Consider the following 19,065-nt stretch of genomic DNA (forward strand, 5'->3'; position numbering starts at 1 on the left):
TACCCCTTGCTTCGACGCCGCGCCGCGCTTGAGGGAGGCTATCGGTAAATGGCACCTTGGAGATGAGGCGGGATATCTTCCAACATATCGCGGCTTTGATACCTACCTGTGCGTGCCATGGAGCGACGACATGCAGCCGCTGCCATTGATTCGCGATACCGCAATATAGAACCAGATACGGATCGCAATGAGTTCACCCTCGCTAATCTGAAGAAGCGCTGAAGTACCTGGAGAAATCCGATGATCAGCCTTTCCTTACTTACATCGCAACTCCTATCCACATGATCGGGCACATGGTGGGCGTTCAAAGGACGCTCCCAGTTCGGTGCCTTCGGCGATCGCTTCATATCATAGAGACCAAATTGCTATTGGCTGTCGAGATTGACCGAGTAGAGATTTCCTGTTCCGGTTCTTGATCGCACAATAGGGACGTTGTCGATTGTGAGGCCACAGAAAAAGTAGTCTTCTGTGTCACCTCCGCTGAAGTCGGAAAGATTCGCAATTTGTTCAAGCCGGCCATCAGAGATTGAGGCTCGATAGATGGGCTGCATGTCCGCGGAAGAGGCATGAAAGAAGATGGCCTTGCTGTCCGAGGCCCATACCGGGTCCGCAGCGGTCGTATCTGCTAACGTCCGCCAACTACGTGTTGCTACGTCGAAGAGCAGGAGCCTGCGCTGGTCCAGTGAGATCGCGGCGATATATCGTCCATCGGGAGACCATCGCGGACTGAAGAGCCCTTCAGAGCCTGGAAGTTGTGTTTGTTTGTGCGTTCGAAGGTCAAGGATCTGCAAAGCTCTGGGACCGTCTTCCTTGCCCATGATGTCTGGTATCCGCCCAAAGACGATCGACTGCCCATCGTCGGACCAAGATGGGTCGGCGGCGTTCCGGTTCTCGTGAAGGGGTTGCTCAAGAGTTCCGCCATCTGCAGCGACCGTGTAGATCTGCCATGCCTTGCCGGGTTCGCGAGCCATCAAAGCGAGCTTTTTGCCGTCGGGTGACCAGTGTGCATGGAACACCTGAAGCGAGTCTGGTGTGACCTGGATGAGCTCGGTGCCGTCGGACTTTGCCCTCCACTGGCGTCCCTGAAGATCAGTCCAAGTAACCCATTGGCGGTCACGTGAGTATTCGATCCTGTTGGCGTCGGACAAAAAGCCGGGGGCGGGCACGAACTCACGCCGTCCCGCATCATAACGTTGCAGCAAAGACTGGGTTTCAACGCCTTGAAAATAGATCTGGTGCCCAATGCGCGAGGTGACAGGACCAGCAAAACTCAACGGACCGTTCGTCACGCGCGCAGGGTTCACGATCTGCTTTCCGTCAAGCCGCCACAGATCACTGCTGCCACCTCTATCAGATTGGAAGACGAAGTATTTACCGTCACCCGTCCAGATACCGCAGCACTCAGAAGAGGGCTTTGTCCAATTACTCAGGATAGGCCGCAACGACCGACCGTCCCTGCTGGTCTCCCAGAGACCAAGAGTGTGGTCCACGGGATCCATCAAGGTAAATCGGAGGATCTGTCCATCGGGTGACCAGCGCAGCCAGAAGGCTCGACCTGGGAGCGTGGCAAAGGGTGTAGATACCCCATCCTCCAGTCTGCTGATGAACAATCGATTCCCCGCCGCATACAGAACTCTTTTACCGTCAGGCATCCAGGTAGCGTCGTGCGCTATGACATTGGCCAGTCGCAGCGCGGTGCCCCCACCCGTCGAAAATGTCCATAGCGGTTGCTCAGATTCAGGAGACAGGTGGTTGCGTAGAAGCAGCGTTGAGCCATCGGGCGACAGATCACCAAGAGTAGGTGAGGAGATCTCGCTTGGCAGGGGGAGCTTTTGAACCTCACCTGTACGTACGTCTACCTGTGCCAAGACTGACCTGCCGCCCGAGATTACGGGGATAAAAATTCTTAGTCCATCCGTCGCTGATGCGGGCAAACTCTCAGTTGCCGGCGTACCCGGAGCTATCCAGTCAGTCCTCGTAAGCCGTTCGATGCGTGGCAGCGGGCCGGTTCGCCTTGACCCAGCAAAAAAACCGCCGATACCAGCCAGAAGAGCCGCCAGACAGGCCGCTGCCACCCAGACTCCACTCTTCGGCGGAGCCAGAGCCGAACCCCGAACCGGCAAGTCTTGATGCGTAGAAGTTGATTCTGCGTCGCCTGTCGTGGGCACTCCCGGAACAACATGGACATCGACGCTATCCGACACATAGCCTTCCCCAGAGGTGCTTGTTTCAAGTGCCGCTGTCCGAATCGCGACTGGCGCAATAAATCTATAACCGCGCTTGGCTAGTGTTTCCACAAACCGTGGATTGTCCGCGGTGTCGCCCAGTGCATCCCTGATCTTGTTGATAGCTGTGCCGATGGAATGATCGAAATCGACGACGGTGTCAGGGCCCCACACTCGTTGCTGAAGTTCGTCCCGGCTAACGACCTCGCCGGCCCGCTCGATAAGGCAAGTAAGCACCCTAAACGGCTGGCTTTGCAGCTTGACCCTGCGACCCGCCTTCCAAAGCTCTCCCGTTTGCAGATCGGCCTCAAATACTCCAAAACTGACCTTCGAGATTGTATCGCTGGGAGACGGCATCACACGGCCCTAAAGCCTAAGTCTAGCACGTAGAGCAGGTGAGGTTCCGTTTTGGCTGTTGATCGCGCAAATTTAATCGTCTAAGAATCAACAACTTATCTGTTGACGAAAAGATGGCTCATAAAAGACGTCCGGGCGATGGCGTTGATCGGCAGCGAACCGACAATGTTCTAGCCGCAACATGAACAGTTCAAAGAACTATTTCAGTTGAGTTGTCTTTCAGGAGGCTTCACCGTGAACACACACACCTCGGGTTATCGATCTCTCATTAAAAATCTGTTGCTATCTATAGTCTGCTTACTCCTAGTCTCAGGCTTGAGCTTACGAGCGCAGACCGACACCGGACGCGTCACCGGGATTGTCACGGATCCAACCGGCGCAGTGGTGCCAGACACCACGGTGAAGCTCACCAACACAGATACCGGAGCAACCCAGATTCTTACCGCGGGCAGCGACGGCAACTTCACCTTTTCCGCCGTGCCTCGAGGCAACTATAAGGTTGAAGCCAGCCATGCCGGCTTTCAGAGTGTGAATCAGGCCTTCGTGCTTCAGGTCTCCCAAGTCCAGACGGTCGAGTTCAAGATGCCCGTGGGTGCCTCCAGCGAGACCGTCGAGGTTAATGACGCGGCACCGGTGGTAGACCTCTCGACTTCTTCCACCGGCTCGGTCATCGAAGGAAAGCAGGTCACTGACCTGCCGCTCAATGGTCGCAACTTCACATCACTCGCGAATCTCATCCCCGGCGTCACACGTGGAGCGTTCAACTCAGACGCAAGCGGCCGAAATGGCAACGTCGAAACCTTTCGCTACTCCGACTCAGGTGGCGGTGCGCTTGCGGTGAACGGACTTCGTCAGCAGTCCAACAACTTCATCCTCGATGGCGTCGATAACAATGAATCCCTCGTCAACTCCATCGTATTCTTTACGCCTCCCGAGGCAATTCAAGAGTTCCGCGTTACGACCTCGGTCGCTCCTGCCGAGTTCGGCCGTGCCGGAGGAGCCATACTGCAAAACTCCGTAAAGTCGGGGACCAATAGTATCCACGGTTCGGCGTTCGGATACTTCCGCGATCAGATCTTCGATGCAAACCCTCTTTATTTCAACCCCGGCAACCCTGCTCCCGCATTCCAGCGGAAGCAGTTCGGCGGCGCGGTCGGTGGTCCGCTCTGGAAAGACAAGATCTTTATCTTCGGTGACTACCAGGCTCTACGTCAGAAACAACCGAAGGACACGGGCTTTTACACCGTGCCGACTCCTCTTATGCGTCAAGGGAACTTCTCCGAGCTTCTTGGTCAGAACGTGACCAGCAATCCCGGAGCCTTCGCCTCGGCTACCGGCTGCCCGGAGCCTGCCGCTGGAGCCACGCTTGTCGTTGGGGCGATCTATGATCCGACCACGTGCCAGCCATTCGCAGGCAACATCATTCCTAAGGATCGCATCAATTCGGCGGGGCTGAACTATCTGAATGCCTTCGACGCACCCACCCGGCCGGGCGTCCTGAATAACTACTTTGCTGTGCGAAAGGCCATCCAGAACTTCAACGACTTCGACGTCCGCCTCGACTACCATGTCTCGCAAAAGGACTCGGTCTTCGTACGCTACAGCTATGGTCAGGACAACCTCGACGTCAATAGTCTCTTTACGCACCTGCCAGCAGGCTTTGCTTCGGGTGGAAACGTAAATCACCCACGAGGCGGAGCGGCTGGTTACACCCACGTCTTCACCTCGAACCTCGTCAACGAGTTCCGCTTCGGCTATATTCGTCCTGAGTTCGCATATGTGAATCCCGACCAGGGCATACCGATCTCTGCCAATCTGGGCATCGTCAACGCCAATCGCAACTCGCTCTTGGGGGGCGGCGCTCTAATTGGCGGAAGCAACACCCAAATCGAGTACACGGGCGACGGCGGCCCGTACTCTGTTCCTGAAAAGACATTTCAGTACCTTGACAGTGTTAGCTACACTCATGGCAAACACACCATGAAAGCTGGCGCGAATATCATCCGCCGTGAAGTCGACTTCTTCCAGGGAAATGACTCGAAGGGCTACTTTGTCCTTGGTGGCGTCAATTTTCCTGGGACTGGACGCTTCACCGGCTACGAAACCTCAGAGGTCCTTGCCGGTTTCTCGGACTACGAGATTGGAGCGTCAAGCACCTTCTTCAAGACGTTCAACTACGAGACTGGTTACTTTGTACAGGACGACTGGAAAGTAAATCGTCGCCTGACTCTCAACCTGGGTATCCGCTACGACCTTTACACCTACCCCTACGAGCAGAACAATAATCAGGCGAACTACGACATCTCGACCGGTACCCTCCAGGTCGCCGGGGTCAATGGAAACTCGCGCTCGCTCATCAACACCGATAAGAACAACTTCGCACCTCGCGTCGGTTTCGCATATGACCTCTACGGAAACGGAAAGACTTCACTCCGCGGCGGCTATGGCATCTTCTACTTCCTCGACCGGGGTGGCGTGGGCAACCAGCTGTCCAACCAACCAGGTTTTAACGGTGTCAATCAGTACACCGCCACCAATGGCTACCGCATTACGTTCACTGGCCAAAGCCCCACCACTCCGAACAATGCTGCCACTGCCACCGCTGCTCTTCCCATACCCGCATTCGGGCCCGGAGCCGTCAACACAATCAACCTCGCTAACGCGACCGTCATCTCTGTGCCGGTAAACAATCAGAACGGTGCAGTCACGCAGTACAACCTGCAAATTCAACAACAACTCGACCACGCTACTTCGGTGAACGTCGCGTATGTTGGCAACAAGTCGGATCACCTCATGACCTGGTTCAATGCCAACTCACCCGTTCTCGACGGCACCACCGCCGGCCTCTATCCGAATCGCGGAACGATCACGGAAGGTCTCGCGGGCGGCTCCTCCAAGTATGACGGCTTGCAGGTCTATCTCAACCGCAGTGTTGGGTCGAGCCTGCTCGCGACCGTCGCGTACACCTGGTCGCATTCGCGCGACAATTCAAACGGGGCCTTCAGCTCAGGCACCGGGGCAAGCTCAAGCGGACGTATCTTCATCACCCCGGACGGTCCGGACCTGAACGCCAACTACGGCAACTCCGATCAGGACCAGCGAAACGTCTTTGTCGCAAGCGCCGTCTACTCGCTTCCCGTCGGTCGCGGCAAGACGTTTGGCGCAAACATGAATCGCGGCCTCGATGAACTCCTCGGTGGGTGGCAGCTCAACACCATCGTCACACTCGACAGCGGCACGCCAATCGACTTCAGCACCACAGGAAGTCCCGGAACGATCGACAACCGGCCGGACCTCATCAGCTTTAGCAAAGTGAAGCGTCAGCTCGTTGGCGGATCGAACAACTCCAATAACCGCACGTTCTTTACCGGCGTCTTCGGCCTTCCCCCTATCAACTCGTCCGGCATCTTCACCCGTCCTGGAAATCTGCAACGCAATGCATTTTCCGGCCCAGGCTATAAAACGGTGGACCTTGGAATCTTCAAGGGATTCCACATTACCGAACGGGTCAACGCTGAGTTCCGCGCTCAAGCCTACAACCTGTTCAACACCCCACAATTCGGAAATCCGGACACCAACCTCCACGACGGGACCAACATCCCCGGATCTAACACCGTCTTTACCACCGGTGCTAACGGCAGTGGAGCAGACAACGGGTTTGGGAGCATTAACAGCATTCGCCTCAACACCGAACGCCAGTTAGAGCTCGCGGCTCACATCAACTTCTAACTGCTTCCATTAAAGCGGCACCTGTGAGCACGTCTCTCTGGTGCCGCTTGTCTTCATTAAATTCAATCATCGCACCGTCGCGAATTTTCCTGAGGATCTGTTTCCATGCGCCGCCTACTTCTTGTCTTCGCGTGCTCCATCTCCGCGCTCGCGCAGTCTCCTCAAATCGACAAAGTAGATCCTCCAAACTGGTGGGCCGCGATGCCTGCCCCCATGCTCCTCGCAAAGGGGGAGAACCTGAGCGACGCACGCTTCACCTTGAGCGATGCCACCTTACACATCAAAAAAACGGTCATCTCTGATAACGGCCGCTACGCCCAAATCTGGTTAACGGCGTCGCCCACCCGAATGGAAACAATCCGAATTACCGCCCGAAACTCGAAGGGCACAACCACCATCCCCTACACGTTCGCCCTCCGCCGAAGATCATCCGACGGCTTCGCCGGGTTTTCCTCTAAAGACGTGATGTATCTCATCATGATCGATCGATTCGCCGATGGTGACCCTTCCAACGATGGACCTGATCACGATGCCGAACTGGCCAAACCCCGCGGTTGGCACGGCGGCGATCTCCGCGGCATTACTCAGCACCTCGACTACCTTCAGCAGCTCGGCATCACGACCATCTGGATCACGCCTGTCTATCAAAATCACGGCAACCAGAGCTATCACGGCTACGGAGCAACCGACATGTACGCCGTCGACGAACACTTCGGCGATCTTACCGATTTGAAAGATCTCTCCACCGCACTTCATGCTCGACACATGAAGCTCGTTCTTGACACGGTTCCAAACCACGTCGGCCCAAACCACCCATGGGTCCGCGACAGTCCTGATCCCACATGGTTCCACGGCACGCTTGAAAATCACACTATCGCGCAGGGAGACTTCGCTCCGCTCACAGATCCCCACGCCCCTTGGCGCGACCAAAGCAATGTGACTCAGGGGTGGTTCGCTAATACTCTTCCCGATCTCAACCAGGAGGATCCCGCCGTCTCCTGCTACCTGATTCAAAATGCGGTCTGGTGGACGGAACAGGCTGGTCTCGACGGTCTGCGCATTGACACATTCCCTTACGTCGGTCGCGCCTTCTGGCAGAGCTTCCACGCGCAGCTCCACTCGCTCTACCCGCACTTCACCACCGTGGGAGAAGTATTCAACAGCGACGCCACTATTACTTCTACCTTCGCCGGCGGGGTCACCCGCACTGGAGTAGACACAGGTCTCGACACACCCTTCGACTTTCCCACGTACTTTGCTCTGCGCGATGTCTTCCTCAAAGATGCGCCGATGACCAGACTCGCCGACGTTCTCCGGCTCGACAATCTATATCCCCACCCTGAGCGCCTCGTTCCTTTCCTTGGAAACCACGACACCACCCGTTTTTTCGACGGCGCCACTTCACTGAATACTCTTGAGCTGGCCTTTACAGTTCTCACCACCATGCGAGGATTGCCACAGATATACTCTGGCGACGAAATCGCCATGCGCGGAGGAGCAGACCCAGACAACCGCCACGATTTTCCCGGAGGCTTTGGTTCCACGCAAGATGGTGCCTTCAACTCAGCAGGACGCTCTCCCGATCAACAAAGAGCATTCTCATCACTTCAGACGCTTCTCGCTCTTCGCAGCTCGCACCCGGCCCTTCAGACTGGAACCGAGCAACTGCTCCACGCCGACAAAAACACTCTCGTGTTCGTTCGCACACTTACCACCTCAACCCACGGAATCGAGCGAACTCTAGTTGCCGTAAACAAAAGCAGCGAAGCGTCAGATGTGGTTATCAAGACCGACGAGACAGAGATTCAGAACGCGCAGAGAAGCACGGTCCTCTTAGGCTCGCCCGGCTCAATCTCTATAAAGACCGGCACACTTACAGTCCATCTCGCAGCCAATGCAGCGGTAATTTCAGACCTCGATTAGGCAACCCGACTCACAGGCTCGAAATAGATGTCGCCTTCTGAAGGAGATCGTAGATGGATTGTTCACGTCATATCGCAAGCGAAATCGACGATTCATCGATTGGAGGAAAGCATCTTACGTCGAATTACATGCTCTCACTCGCGCTGATCTTTTTGTTCTGTGCCGTGGGACCATCCGGATTTTCCCAGGCGCCAGTCTTTTCAAAAATAGATCCTCCCAATTGGTGGACAGAGTTGCCAGATCCGGTGCTGTTGGTCCAGGGAGAACATCTGCAAGGCACACAGTTTTCCATCAAAAATTCAGACACAACCATCGATCTCGTACGTACTTCTCCCAATGGTCATTGGGCGTTCCTAAAGCTTGACATCAAGTCGGCAAAACCGGGCTCATTCCTCCTCGAAGCACGAAACTCCGCGGGGGCCACGTCAATTCCCTACGCCCTCACCACCCGCGAGAAGCCCGCCGCAGACCCACGAGGATTTTCATCGCAAGACGCGATGTACCTCATCATGACCGACCGTTTTGCAGACGGCGATCCTGACAACAATCGTCAACCAGGCATGACATATGACCGCAATGATCCTCACGCTTGGCATGGCGGCGATCTTCGTGGGATTCAACAGCACCTCGACTACCTTCAGGACCTGGGTGTAACTACCGTTTGGATCACCCCAGTCGATCAGAATCGCGAGACAGACAGCTATCACGGCTACGGTACGACCGATATGTACAAAGTGGATGAACACTTTGGTACGCTCGCCGATCTCACCGCACTTGCCAACGACCTCCACGCTCGAGGCATGAAGCTGGTCTTGGATATCGTTCCGAACCACGTCGGTCCGGCCCATCCGTGGGTGGAGGATTCGCCCACTCCCGATTGGTTCCACGGAACGAAAGCGCAACATCGACTCGCTCAAGGCAACTTCCGCGCTCTCATGGATCCTAATGCTTCCTCGCGCGATCGAAAAGACGTTCTCGATGGCTGGTTCGTCGATCTCCTGCCGGATATGAATCAGGAGAATCCGCTTGTGGCTCAATATTTGATACAAAACACAATATGGTGGGTACAGGAGACCTCAGCCGATGGCCTCAGATTGGATACTTTCCCGTATGTGGGACGTCAATTCTGGCATGATTTTCACGCAAAACTTATCACGATCTTTCCACATCTGACAACCGTAGGCGAGGTATTCAACGGAACATTTGCCATGCCTCCCATGCTCAACTCTTTCTTTGCTGGAGGCGCTGTCCGCAGCGGTGGCACGACTGATATCGACACAGGTCTCTACACCCCTTTCGACTACCCATTTTTTTCAGTCATACGAGATGTCACTGTTCGGAACGCGCCGATGACAGGTCTGGCAAATTTGTTCCGGCAAGACAGCATGTACCCTCATCCTGACCGGTTAGTAACTCTCCTAGGCAGTCACGACACGAAACGGTTCATGAGCGAACCGGGAGCGACGCCCGAAAAACTATTGTTGGCGTTCGGCATTCTTCTTACCGCCCGTGGCACCCCCGTCATATATTCGGGAGACGAGATTGGCATGGCCGGCGGCGAAGACCCCGATAATCGGAGGGACTTCCCCGGTGGTTTTGAACCAGAAGAATCCTCGGCCAACGCATTCCTTTCCGCTCGAAGGAGCACCGACGAGGCGAACGTTCACAACGCCGTCAAGCGGCTTTTGGCAGTGCGAAATAGCGTTAAAGCGTTGCAGCTAGGAAAGCAACAATTGGTTCAGTCCGATGAGGATACGATTGCTTATGTGCGCGGGCTAAACCTGGAACACGGATGTGCCGCAGGCCAAGACAGAGTTCTTGTTCTTGCAAACAAGTCCGATACCACCAGGAAGCTAACTATCGATATGAACGAAACTGCAATGGAAGATTGCACTAGAAGTAAGCTGCTGCTCGGCGACAAACATTCAGTCCAAATATCTTCGCATTCAATCAGCGCGAACGTCGCTCCGCTAGGCCTAACGGTTGTACAACTTCGCTAACTCCTCGAGATATTTGTGCCTCGTTCCTATCTCTAAGGAAGAACTATCTCGACGCCAGCGGCCTGCGTGGTGAGCTCAATCTAGAAACCCATCCGAGTACAGTTGATAGCCATGCAGATAAAGCTTCAACAAATCACGTGGATCGTAACCAGGTCGTCCAATCTCCGCGGCCTGAGCGCGGCCGAAGCCAGATCAGACATCGCAAGCATTTCGACAAATGCGTCAATCACGCGGCATACATGATCTGCAGGAACAAAATCATCAAGCGTCACAGGAAACAAAGTTCCTTGCTGCCGCCTTTCACCTTTGATGCAGGGGTCGTGAAAGATGCCTCGTGTACAGGGACATAGCCTCATTCCTTTCTGTTAAAAAATCGACCCGGAACTCGCGGGAAACGATCTCCTCAACCTCTAAACGGATGTGCACTTCTGATGACTTCTTTGACACCGGTCCTGATAGCGCTCTAAGGTTGCGGAGCTTGATTGTCGCGTTATTGGGTTCTGCTTCAGCGGGGCCGACCAGCAAAAATCTGTCGTTAGGGTTTCCAGAGAGTCATGATCAATCCGCCAACGACGATAAAGGCTCCGCCAAGATAAATCGGCTTCGTCGGTGATTGATGAAATTGCAGCTTCGCCATGATTTGAGCGACAAGAAAGAACAGCACAACATAGATGCCAAGGAGCTTCCCGAAATCAACTTTCGAGGAGTTCAGGAATAAGCTGTAGCACACGAACACTGCCACGCCTGCAAGAAACCACATGGCGCGTCTCATTCCTGAGGCATGGTAAAGACCAGATTGAAAACAAGCATCGCCTTGGACCTCGAGATACGCTGCGAGGACAAGAACGGCGAATGTACCGGCAGGGGTGGAGACAATCTGGGTAAGTTGATTCATCATGGTCCTTAGAAACCGCATGTTCGAGTTCGCTCTATTGTCTGGTTGCAATGACAGAACCTGACGATTCGCTGCTCTGTCATCTCGTGTCTGAGCACGCACGTAGCAATCGCGGTCCTTTATTCTTCACGGAAGCGATAGCCGATATGGCTCTCGGTCAATATATAAACTGGGTGAGCAGGGTCGTCTTCAATTTTTTTTCGCAGTTGATTGATGACAACTCGCAGATATTCGCGCTCGTTGCTGTAGGACGGACCCCAAATGGATCGCAGCAGATTCTCGTGTTTGACAGGTCTGCCGGAATGCTCCATCAAACAACGGAGGGTCTCGTATTCTTTTGGAGCGAGGTGAATCTGTTCCCCCTTTTTCTCCACGAGGCGGCGATTCGCATCGAGCGTGATGTCGCCTACTATGCTGATCAGATCTGGTTCGCCCATCGGGGCGTGACGACGCCGGATAACTGATCGTACCCTTGCGGTGAGCTCACGAATCTGAAACGGCTTCGTGACATAGTCAAATGCGCCCGAGTCCAACGACTCGACGATATCCTCTTCATCGTCACGAACAGTGAGCATAATAATCGGCAGACCGGGAAAGGTCTGACAAATTCTTCGGCACGTCTCCTTGCCTCCCATACCTGGCATGTTGATATCGAGGAGGACCGCGTCATAGCTGACCATGCGCAATTGCACGAGGGCCTCCTCCCCGTTATGAGCCTCCCCGACCGCAAATCCTAGCGCTCCCAATGTCTCGAATAGGCTCTGGCGTATTCCCGCATCGTCTTCAACGACGAGCACCTTGCTTTTGTGATTCACGCTTTCTCCTTTGCCATGCGGGGTAGTGCGATAGCGAATGTCGTTCCATTCACTGGATCGCTTTCAACCCAAGTTCGCCCGCTGTGCGCTTCAGCGATGCGCCTAACTACGGAGAGACCGATCCCGGTGCCGGAAATCGTCTTCACCGAACCCGAGCAACGATAAAAGCGTTGAAATACCTTCTCTTTTTCGTCATCCGGAATAAACGAGCCCTCGTTTTTAATCCTGATGACCAGTTCCGCTTCTTCTTCCTGAATCGCGATGGCCACCTGAGAGTTGGGACGACCATACTTTGCAGCATTGTCGAGGACCTGGAAAAGGGCCATTTGAAGAAGCTTTCCATCTCCAAATATGGCGTTGTGGCCCGAGCTCATCTGGAAGTCAATGGAATGCCCATCCAGTTCATGTGATGATCCCGTGATGGTGCGTTCTATCAACTGAGCCAGGTCGACTTGCTCACGCTTGACCTTCAGATCGCCACCATCCAGCTTCGCAGTAAGGAGAAGATGATTGGCGAGGTCGCTAAGGTGTCCCGCATGGCGGTCAATCAAGGCGACTAGTTTTTCTTCAGTGCCCGACAGGGTGTTCATCGCGAGAAGACCGGAGCTTGAGGCTCTGATCGTCGTAAGCGGGCTCTTGAACGCATGTGCTAGGCCGTCCAATATGGCCGAGCGCAGTTGCTCACTTTGTTTTGCCGCTACTGCATTTGCTTCGATTGAGAACGAGCGCGCCCTTTCGATTGCAACCGCGGCAAGCGAAGAGGCTGCGTCAATTGAGGCTGGGTCGAGCGAGTGCTCGCAGAGGAAGAGAGATCCTATAGGCCGGGTTCCTAGCCGAAGGACGCGCTTGGAAATACCAGTGCCCGAGTCATCCTCATTTGTTTCGAGCAAGCAAGCGGAGCGTATCTCGTCATCGGAGATATCACAATCTCCACTCTGCCACTGATGCATCTCATGGGCCTTCCAAAGGGCTATTCCTTTCACCCCTAGGCTTGAGCGTAAGAGGTCGACGAGTTGTTGATCGACCGCCGCTTCCCGATTGAGGAGCAGAATATGCTGGCTGAGTTCGTAAAGCTTCTGCTGTTGAACTTGACGCCGCTCTAACTCTCGAGCGTGGTGGCCCACTCGGTCGGAGAGGCTGCTGACGATCAGGGCCGTTGCTTCAAAGACGAGGAGAGCGATCCAATCGTGCGAATCTGTGATGTAGAAGTGGAACAAAGGTTGGGTGAAGAAGTAGTCGAGGCAGGCAACGGACAGAATTGAAACGACGCTCGCTTCAAATAAACCCCAACGAAGCGCAATGACCACCACCAGAAAAAGGTGTACGGAGGTGGCTGCGGAGAGATTAAAGTGAAGGCGGTAGGAGAGAAGCGTCAACAGCATTCCAGCGGCACAGCCGCCCGCAATCCTGCGTAGGACCACCTGGATTGGTCTGGCAATCATTCCGTCGCCCCTGCCGGAACTATAGCGATTGAGGCATAAACAAACCGTTAAGAAGAAGCTTATGCATTGCTAACGGTGTACACGGTTCACTGAAAGTGTCGCTCTTTTCCGACATATGAGGTGATTCGACATGAACTTATTTAGAGGCCTTCTTTCACTAGACAGAGCAGCACAAACGTCCCTTATAGAGGATATGGTCGTGTCCCTTCAACAGCAGAACGAGGTTCAGCACACTCACAGGTGGGGGGGGCAAAGCGTTCTGAGACGCGTTTCATGTGGCATCGTCTCCCTGATTATTTGTGGTCTGTTGTCTGCCGCGGAGCCGCTGGCGCATGCGCAGTCGACGTTTGGGAGTGTCAGGGGCAATGTACAGGACGCTAGCGGCTCGGCGATTCCAAACGCGCAGATTGTGCTGCATAGTACAGATGAAAATACAGAGCGCACAGTCGATACCGATAGTTCAGGCGGCTTCATCTTTGAGAATGTAAAGGCAGGTAAATACTCATTGCGTGCACATCGCGATGGCTTTGCAGACACTGTTGTGTCGGGAATCTCAGTCGAAGCGCGACAGGACTTGAGACTTGAAACCACGCTCAATGTTGCGGCACAGATGACAACCGTGGAGGTATCGGGATCAGCCGACCAGATCAATACGGAAAATGGAACGATCAGCGATTCGAAGACGAATATCGAAATGACACAGTTGCCCCTAAATAACCGCGCGACCACTACGAGTCCGTTAGGCGCACTTGGCCTATCTCCCAACGTTCAGACGGATAGTTCCGGAAATATTGCCCTGGGCGGGGCGAGTTCCTCGATGGTGAATTTCTCCGTTGATGGCATTTCAACTGCCAACGTGAGGCAGAATGGAGCGCTGCAAGACGCCTATCCTTCGCAGGAGGGAATCGCAGCAGTCAAAGTGACCGCATTCAACAACAGTGCGGAATTTTCCCAGGTTGGCGATGTGACATTTACAACCAAGAATGGGACAAGCCAGTATCACGGGAGTGTCTTCGAGTATCTGCAAAATCAGGCGCTCGATGCCGACCCGTATGGCTCCGGCGGAAAAGCGCCCAAGAAGTTCAATACGTTTGGCTTCTCGTTGAGCGGGCCGATCGTGATTCCGCACCTGTATGACGGGCACAGCAAGACGTTTTTCTTTGCGGACTATGAGGGCAACCGGCGTAGCACTGCTGTGTTCCAGCAATATGTAGTTCCGACCGTAGCGGACAGGAACGGTAACCTCTCAGATATAGGTGGGCCTACGATCCCATCTACCCATATCAGCCAGACAGCAAAGGCGCTGCTCGCCTATTATCCATTGCCGAATGTTGCTGGCGCCCTTAACCAGACGCAAACCATAAACTATCAAAATTTTCAAGCGACTCCGGCACGCACTGACGGTGCGGACGTCCGGGTCGATCAGACGATCTCGTCCAAGCAATCGATTTACGCGCGCTTTAGCCGCAAGAACATCACTTCGGACTTCGCGAATCTCTTTCTGCCGGATGATTCGGATTCCATTCACAATCGGAGCTTGTTGATTTCGCACACCTACACGATTACCCCAAAGCTGCTGAATGAGTTTCGCTACGGCTTCACGAATGTCACGACCAGCGTCAACTTCCCGATTCAAGGTTCCACTGCGTTGAGTCAGTTGGATCTGACTGGTGTAGATATCAGTCAGCATCCGCTGACCCACGCATTCCCGACCTTCAATTTCAGCGCGGGCACTCCGTTTCCAGTGATTGGAAGAGACAAGGCAGGGGTCACGCAGTCGAAGACGACCCAGTTCAGCGATAACCTGACTTATAGCTTCAGCAGGCACACTGTTAAGGGTGGGATCGATATCCGTCGCGTTCGGTACTTCGATCTGGAGAGCTTTGCCCCACAGTTCGCCTCAGATGACTTTGGGGCTTTCATATTTCAACCATCGTATGGAAACGCCCCCGGTGATCAATTTACGGGTAATGCCTTTGGCGACTTCCTCGAAGGGGCGCCAACCACACTTTACTTCGCTGTCTCCAGCCCAGATGTTGGAGGAACCGCCACGCAATATAGTTTCTTCGCGCAGGACGAATTCCAGGTTAACAGTCGCCTGACGCTCAGCTACGGTCTTCGCTGGCAGATTCTCCCCGGCTTCCAGGAGGACGGCGGCAATCTGGCAAACTTCGATCAACGGAATAACTCGATTGTCGTTCCTGATGCTTTGGCAGGATACCTCACCAGTCAGAACATCACCTCTTCCAATGTCGCTTTCCAGCAGTCCTTTAATGCGTGCCCGTCCGGCACGACTGCCGGATCGGCTGTTCACGGGATACCGTGCACCGGATATATTACGGCCAGTCAGGATGGATTGCCGCAGAGTCTGCGCCAGACCTATAAAGGAGACTTCCAACCACGCATCGCGATTGCCTATCGTCCGTTCAACGACACCAAGACGGTGGTGCGTGCCGGATTTGGCATCTATACGATGACCAACCTTGGACCGCTTTCGTTCAACAACAGTGGCAACCCAACCTCGAATCTGCACACGTATTCCAACACCAACAGTGCCGGACCTAATACGCCACAGATTGTCTTTCCGAATACCGCTCCTGCGAGCTCCGGGGGCCCAACCTATGGCGGTGGCGGGCTAGACCAAGGCGTTGATCCCAACTTCCGCGACCCCCAGTCAAACCAATGGAACGTGACCGTAGAACGCCAACTAACCGACGCAACATCACTTCGTGCGAGCTACGTCGGCATGCATACCTACCGGTTGAGCATCACCGAGGATCTTAACCAGATTCCCTCCAGCACGACTCCGTACAACACGGGAGCAACGGCCGGGGCTTTCGTGGATTCCCGGGCGCCGTATCAGAATTGGACGACGCTGCTCAGCACGTTCAATGCAGGTGAGGCAAACTATCACGCGTTCGAACTGCAGGCGACGCATCGTTTGGAGCGTGGACTCTATGTGGATGCAAACTACACCTATGCAAAAAGTGAGGCTGACAATCAGGGTGATGCGCCAAGCGCGTTCGCCGGTGAGGTCAATTACGGACTTCCCATTGCCGATCGCTTTCATATCAAACAGAACCTCGGCAATGTTTCTGGCACTCGTCGCAACCGTATGCTGCTCACGGGGATGTATCAGCTGCCTTTTGGCAAGGGCCGACAATACATGAGTACCAGCACAGCCAAAGACATATTTCTCGGTGGCTGGGATCTGACAACCGTCACCCTGCTTGAGACCGGCCCCTGGCTAACGCCCAGCATCAGCGGTTCTGCCGATCAGTCGAACACGAACGTCGTCAATCGTAGCGCTGTGCTACGTCCGGATAGGGTGCCGAAGGGTACTGCCGGAGATGTGACCTACAACAATCTGTCATTCCTAGCGACCCCGGCGGGAGCAGGTCGCTTCGGGAATGCAGGAGTTGGCATCATTCAGGGCCCTGGCACGGCAACGGTGAGCCTTGGTGTGGCAAAGCGGTTCGCAATCACCGAGAAGGTCCATGCGCGGTTCGAGACGACCTTCACGAACGTTCTGAACCACACCAACTTTGCGCCTCCCGTGACGGCGATCGACAACTCGCTATTCGGGCAGCTGACTGGACCGCAAACAGCGGAGAACGCGGGAAATCGTACGGGACAGGCGGCGCTCAGAATCGACTTTTGATTCGATTGCCCGCTTTCGGGGAGGCGAGGAGATTTCTCCTCGCGCCTCTCTTTCCTTCTCAGTATGCGGCAGCGCCTATGGGTTTCGCGAAAGAGCTAGAAACTGTGGATTGAAGTCGAAGACCAATCGCTTCCAGGGTTTGATCACCATATCCTGAGGTTAATAACCTTTTACGACTCACTTATGCGAAGTTGACTAAGCTTGCTTGCGATTTGGAGTTTCTCTCATAGACGGCTATCGGAATACCAATGCCGATAGCCGTGATCGGAAATTTGGTCAAAAGCCCTAATTAGAACTCGTCCACTTGTTAGGTTTCTCTTAGCCTTCACCTGGACACCAGCGCTCCAGACGGCGAACTTCGGTTTGAAACTTTCACATGAATACCCGCACATTTGGCCAGAATGGGGAGATGATTGTATGGGAATGGGCGCCCTAAACTCCCGGTGCCAACACGATCCGGATTAGTCGGCGAGCTCTTATGCGGTTAGTGCTGGATTTCTGATTTCGCTGAGTCGAAGGCCGGAATATCGATTCTCTAGGTGATTCACGGATAATTGAGGGCGTTCTCATTACTCCAAAGGCATCCTTCTGCGAATCTCCGTAAAAACGACGAGACCGACGGTACAGTTTGCTCTACGGTGGGACGGTTGGTCAGCCGAAACAGCTATGTGTTGTAACTCATACATATAAAAGACTAATTCCGATTCCAAGATCAGGAAATCTGGTGGGCCCGGAGGGATTTGAACCCCCAACCAAGGGATTATGAGTCCCCTGCTCTAACCGTTGAGCTACAGGCCCCTTCGACACAAATGAGACGGTGTGTGCGGTGAATTTGTGTGCCACTCGACCGTCCAGTGTCTACGATTCAGCGTCTCCTCAGACTTTGGCGTCACAAAGCATTTGACGCTGAATGACTTTCACGCTGGATATGACCGGCCAGCTTCATGATTGTAAACGCATCGGCAGTCGCCTCGCCCAAGTCACGCACCCAAACTCGCTGACTCTCCATGACCCGGCCTTTCTATGGTTTACAACACTCTTCGCGATGTTCCTCGGGGGTACTAATACTTCCGTTTGATGTGCATTTTTTTGCGCATTGCGAGGCGCCAGATCGATGATTCGCCTGAATCTTTGAAGTTTTCCTTTGGCACCACGCGTGCTTATTTGCCTTGCAGCTAAGAGTCACAAAAGTCAGTACAAGGGCTTCCGGCGCAGTTTCTTGATTCAACGAGATTGCAGATCAGTTAGAGAGTTTTTTCTGGAGGAATACAGAAAATGAAATATCTTCTTCGCGTCCTTTTTGTCGTAGCCCTGCTCTGCGGCGGTTCAAGCTTGGCCCATGCAGACGGCATCGACTTTCGCATGACAGTCCTTGACCCTCCGGCGGAAGCCGTTTGCAATCCTGCTGGAGTTCCCGCTGGATCTCCGGGCAATACTAATTGCACAATCTTCACTGGTGGAGATATCTCCCCTGTTAACGTTTCGCAGGCTGCTTGCAACGGGGCCGGAATCGGCCCCTCGGGCCTCACTCCAGGCACCTACGGATGCTTTGTTGTGGACAATGAATCGGGTTCAACTATCGACTCGATCGAGCTTGGCTTCCTTATTGCATCTCTTGTTACCACTCCAAGTTGTGACAATGGTGGTCAGACTGGTAATCAGGGCAACTTTATCGCGAGCGCACTAAACGTTGTGAGCTGTGCACCGGATCCCAGTAGCCCTCTGGACTACGCTCTGAATTTTGCGGGTGGCGCGGGTGTTGCTCCTGGGAACGCTCTTATCGTCTTTGAACAGGGAGAAAATCCCAACGATTTTCAGGGAGGCTCCGCCACGATCGGCGTTACCCCCGAACCTGACTCTCTGCTGCTTTTCTCGACTGGCGTCATGATGGCTGGCATGTACATGTCACGCCGGATCTGGACGACCAGAAAGTCGGCCGGCGAGACCCGCTGAAGCAAGCGGAGTCGAATCGGAGAAACTTTGAACAGGACAATCGGAGAAGCCCGGACTATGTCCGG

At 54.3% G+C, this 19,065-nt stretch carries 9 protein-coding genes and 1 tRNA gene; 5 read left to right on the top strand and 5 right to left on the bottom strand.

Annotated elements, in window-relative coordinates; genetic code table 11:
• Positions 1-365 precede the first annotated feature (365 nt).
• Complete coding sequence (locus tag RBB77_RS05365) at positions 366-2,582, bottom strand: winged helix-turn-helix domain-containing protein (protein WP_353065315.1); 2,217 nt, start codon at positions 2,580-2,582, stop codon at positions 366-368.
• A 315-nt stretch (positions 2,583-2,897) separates the two neighbouring features.
• Here RBB77_RS05365 and RBB77_RS05370 point away from each other — a divergent pair, with 315 nt between their 5' ends.
• The 3 genes from RBB77_RS05370 to RBB77_RS05380 all read left to right on the top strand — a co-directional run bounded on the left by RBB77_RS05370 (position 2,898) and on the right by RBB77_RS05380 (position 10,234).
• Positions 2,898-6,311 carry a TonB-dependent receptor gene (locus RBB77_RS05370; RefSeq protein ID WP_353065317.1) on the top strand — a complete coding sequence of 1,138 codons (3,414 nt, stop codon included), beginning with the start codon at positions 2,898-2,900 and terminating at the stop codon, positions 6,309-6,311.
• A 105-nt stretch (positions 6,312-6,416) separates the two neighbouring features.
• A complete protein-coding gene (locus RBB77_RS05375) occupies positions 6,417-8,234 on the top strand; it encodes an alpha-amylase family glycosyl hydrolase (RefSeq protein ID WP_353065319.1) in 1,818 nt (605 codons plus the stop codon).
• Between the two features lie 53 nt (positions 8,235-8,287).
• Positions 8,288-10,234 (top strand): alpha-amylase family glycosyl hydrolase, encoded by a 1,947-nt coding sequence (locus RBB77_RS05380; RefSeq protein WP_353065321.1) that lies wholly within the window; start codon positions 8,288-8,290, stop codon positions 10,232-10,234.
• Positions 10,235-10,769: 535 nt separating this feature from the next.
• Here the strand turns inward: RBB77_RS05380 and RBB77_RS05385 are convergent.
• The 3 genes from RBB77_RS05385 to RBB77_RS05395 form a co-directional block, all read right to left on the bottom strand.
• A complete protein-coding gene (locus RBB77_RS05385; protein WP_353065323.1) occupies positions 10,770-11,150 on the bottom strand; it encodes a hypothetical protein in 381 nt (126 codons plus the stop codon).
• 98 nt (positions 11,151-11,248) lie between these two features.
• The gene (locus RBB77_RS05390) at positions 11,249-11,944 is read right to left on the bottom strand and encodes a response regulator transcription factor (RefSeq protein WP_353065325.1); all 696 of its coding nucleotides are present in this window, start codon (positions 11,942-11,944) and stop codon (positions 11,249-11,251) included.
• Complete coding sequence (locus tag RBB77_RS05395; RefSeq protein ID WP_353065326.1) at positions 11,941-13,386, bottom strand: sensor histidine kinase; 1,446 nt, start codon at positions 13,384-13,386, stop codon at positions 11,941-11,943. The genes RBB77_RS05390 and RBB77_RS05395 overlap by 4 nt, the downstream gene beginning before the upstream one ends.
• A gap of 199 nt (positions 13,387-13,585) precedes the next feature.
• Here RBB77_RS05395 and RBB77_RS05400 point away from each other — a divergent pair, with 199 nt between their 5' ends.
• Complete coding sequence (locus RBB77_RS05400; RefSeq protein WP_353065328.1) at positions 13,586-17,047, top strand: TonB-dependent receptor; 3,462 nt, start codon at positions 13,586-13,588, stop codon at positions 17,045-17,047.
• A 722-nt stretch (positions 17,048-17,769) separates the two neighbouring features.
• Here RBB77_RS05400 and RBB77_RS05405 read toward each other — a convergent pair.
• Positions 17,770-17,845 (bottom strand) — tRNA-Ile (locus RBB77_RS05405).
• A 477-nt stretch (positions 17,846-18,322) separates the two neighbouring features.
• Here RBB77_RS05405 and RBB77_RS05410 point away from each other — a divergent pair.
• The gene (locus RBB77_RS05410) at positions 18,323-19,000 is read left to right on the top strand and encodes a hypothetical protein (RefSeq protein WP_353065330.1); all 678 of its coding nucleotides are present in this window, start codon (positions 18,323-18,325) and stop codon (positions 18,998-19,000) included.
• The last annotated feature ends 65 nt before the right edge of the window (positions 19,001-19,065 follow it).

Source organism: Tunturibacter psychrotolerans, assembly GCF_040359615.1.
Taxonomy (GTDB): Bacteria; Acidobacteriota; Terriglobia; order Terriglobales; family Acidobacteriaceae; genus Edaphobacter; species Edaphobacter psychrotolerans.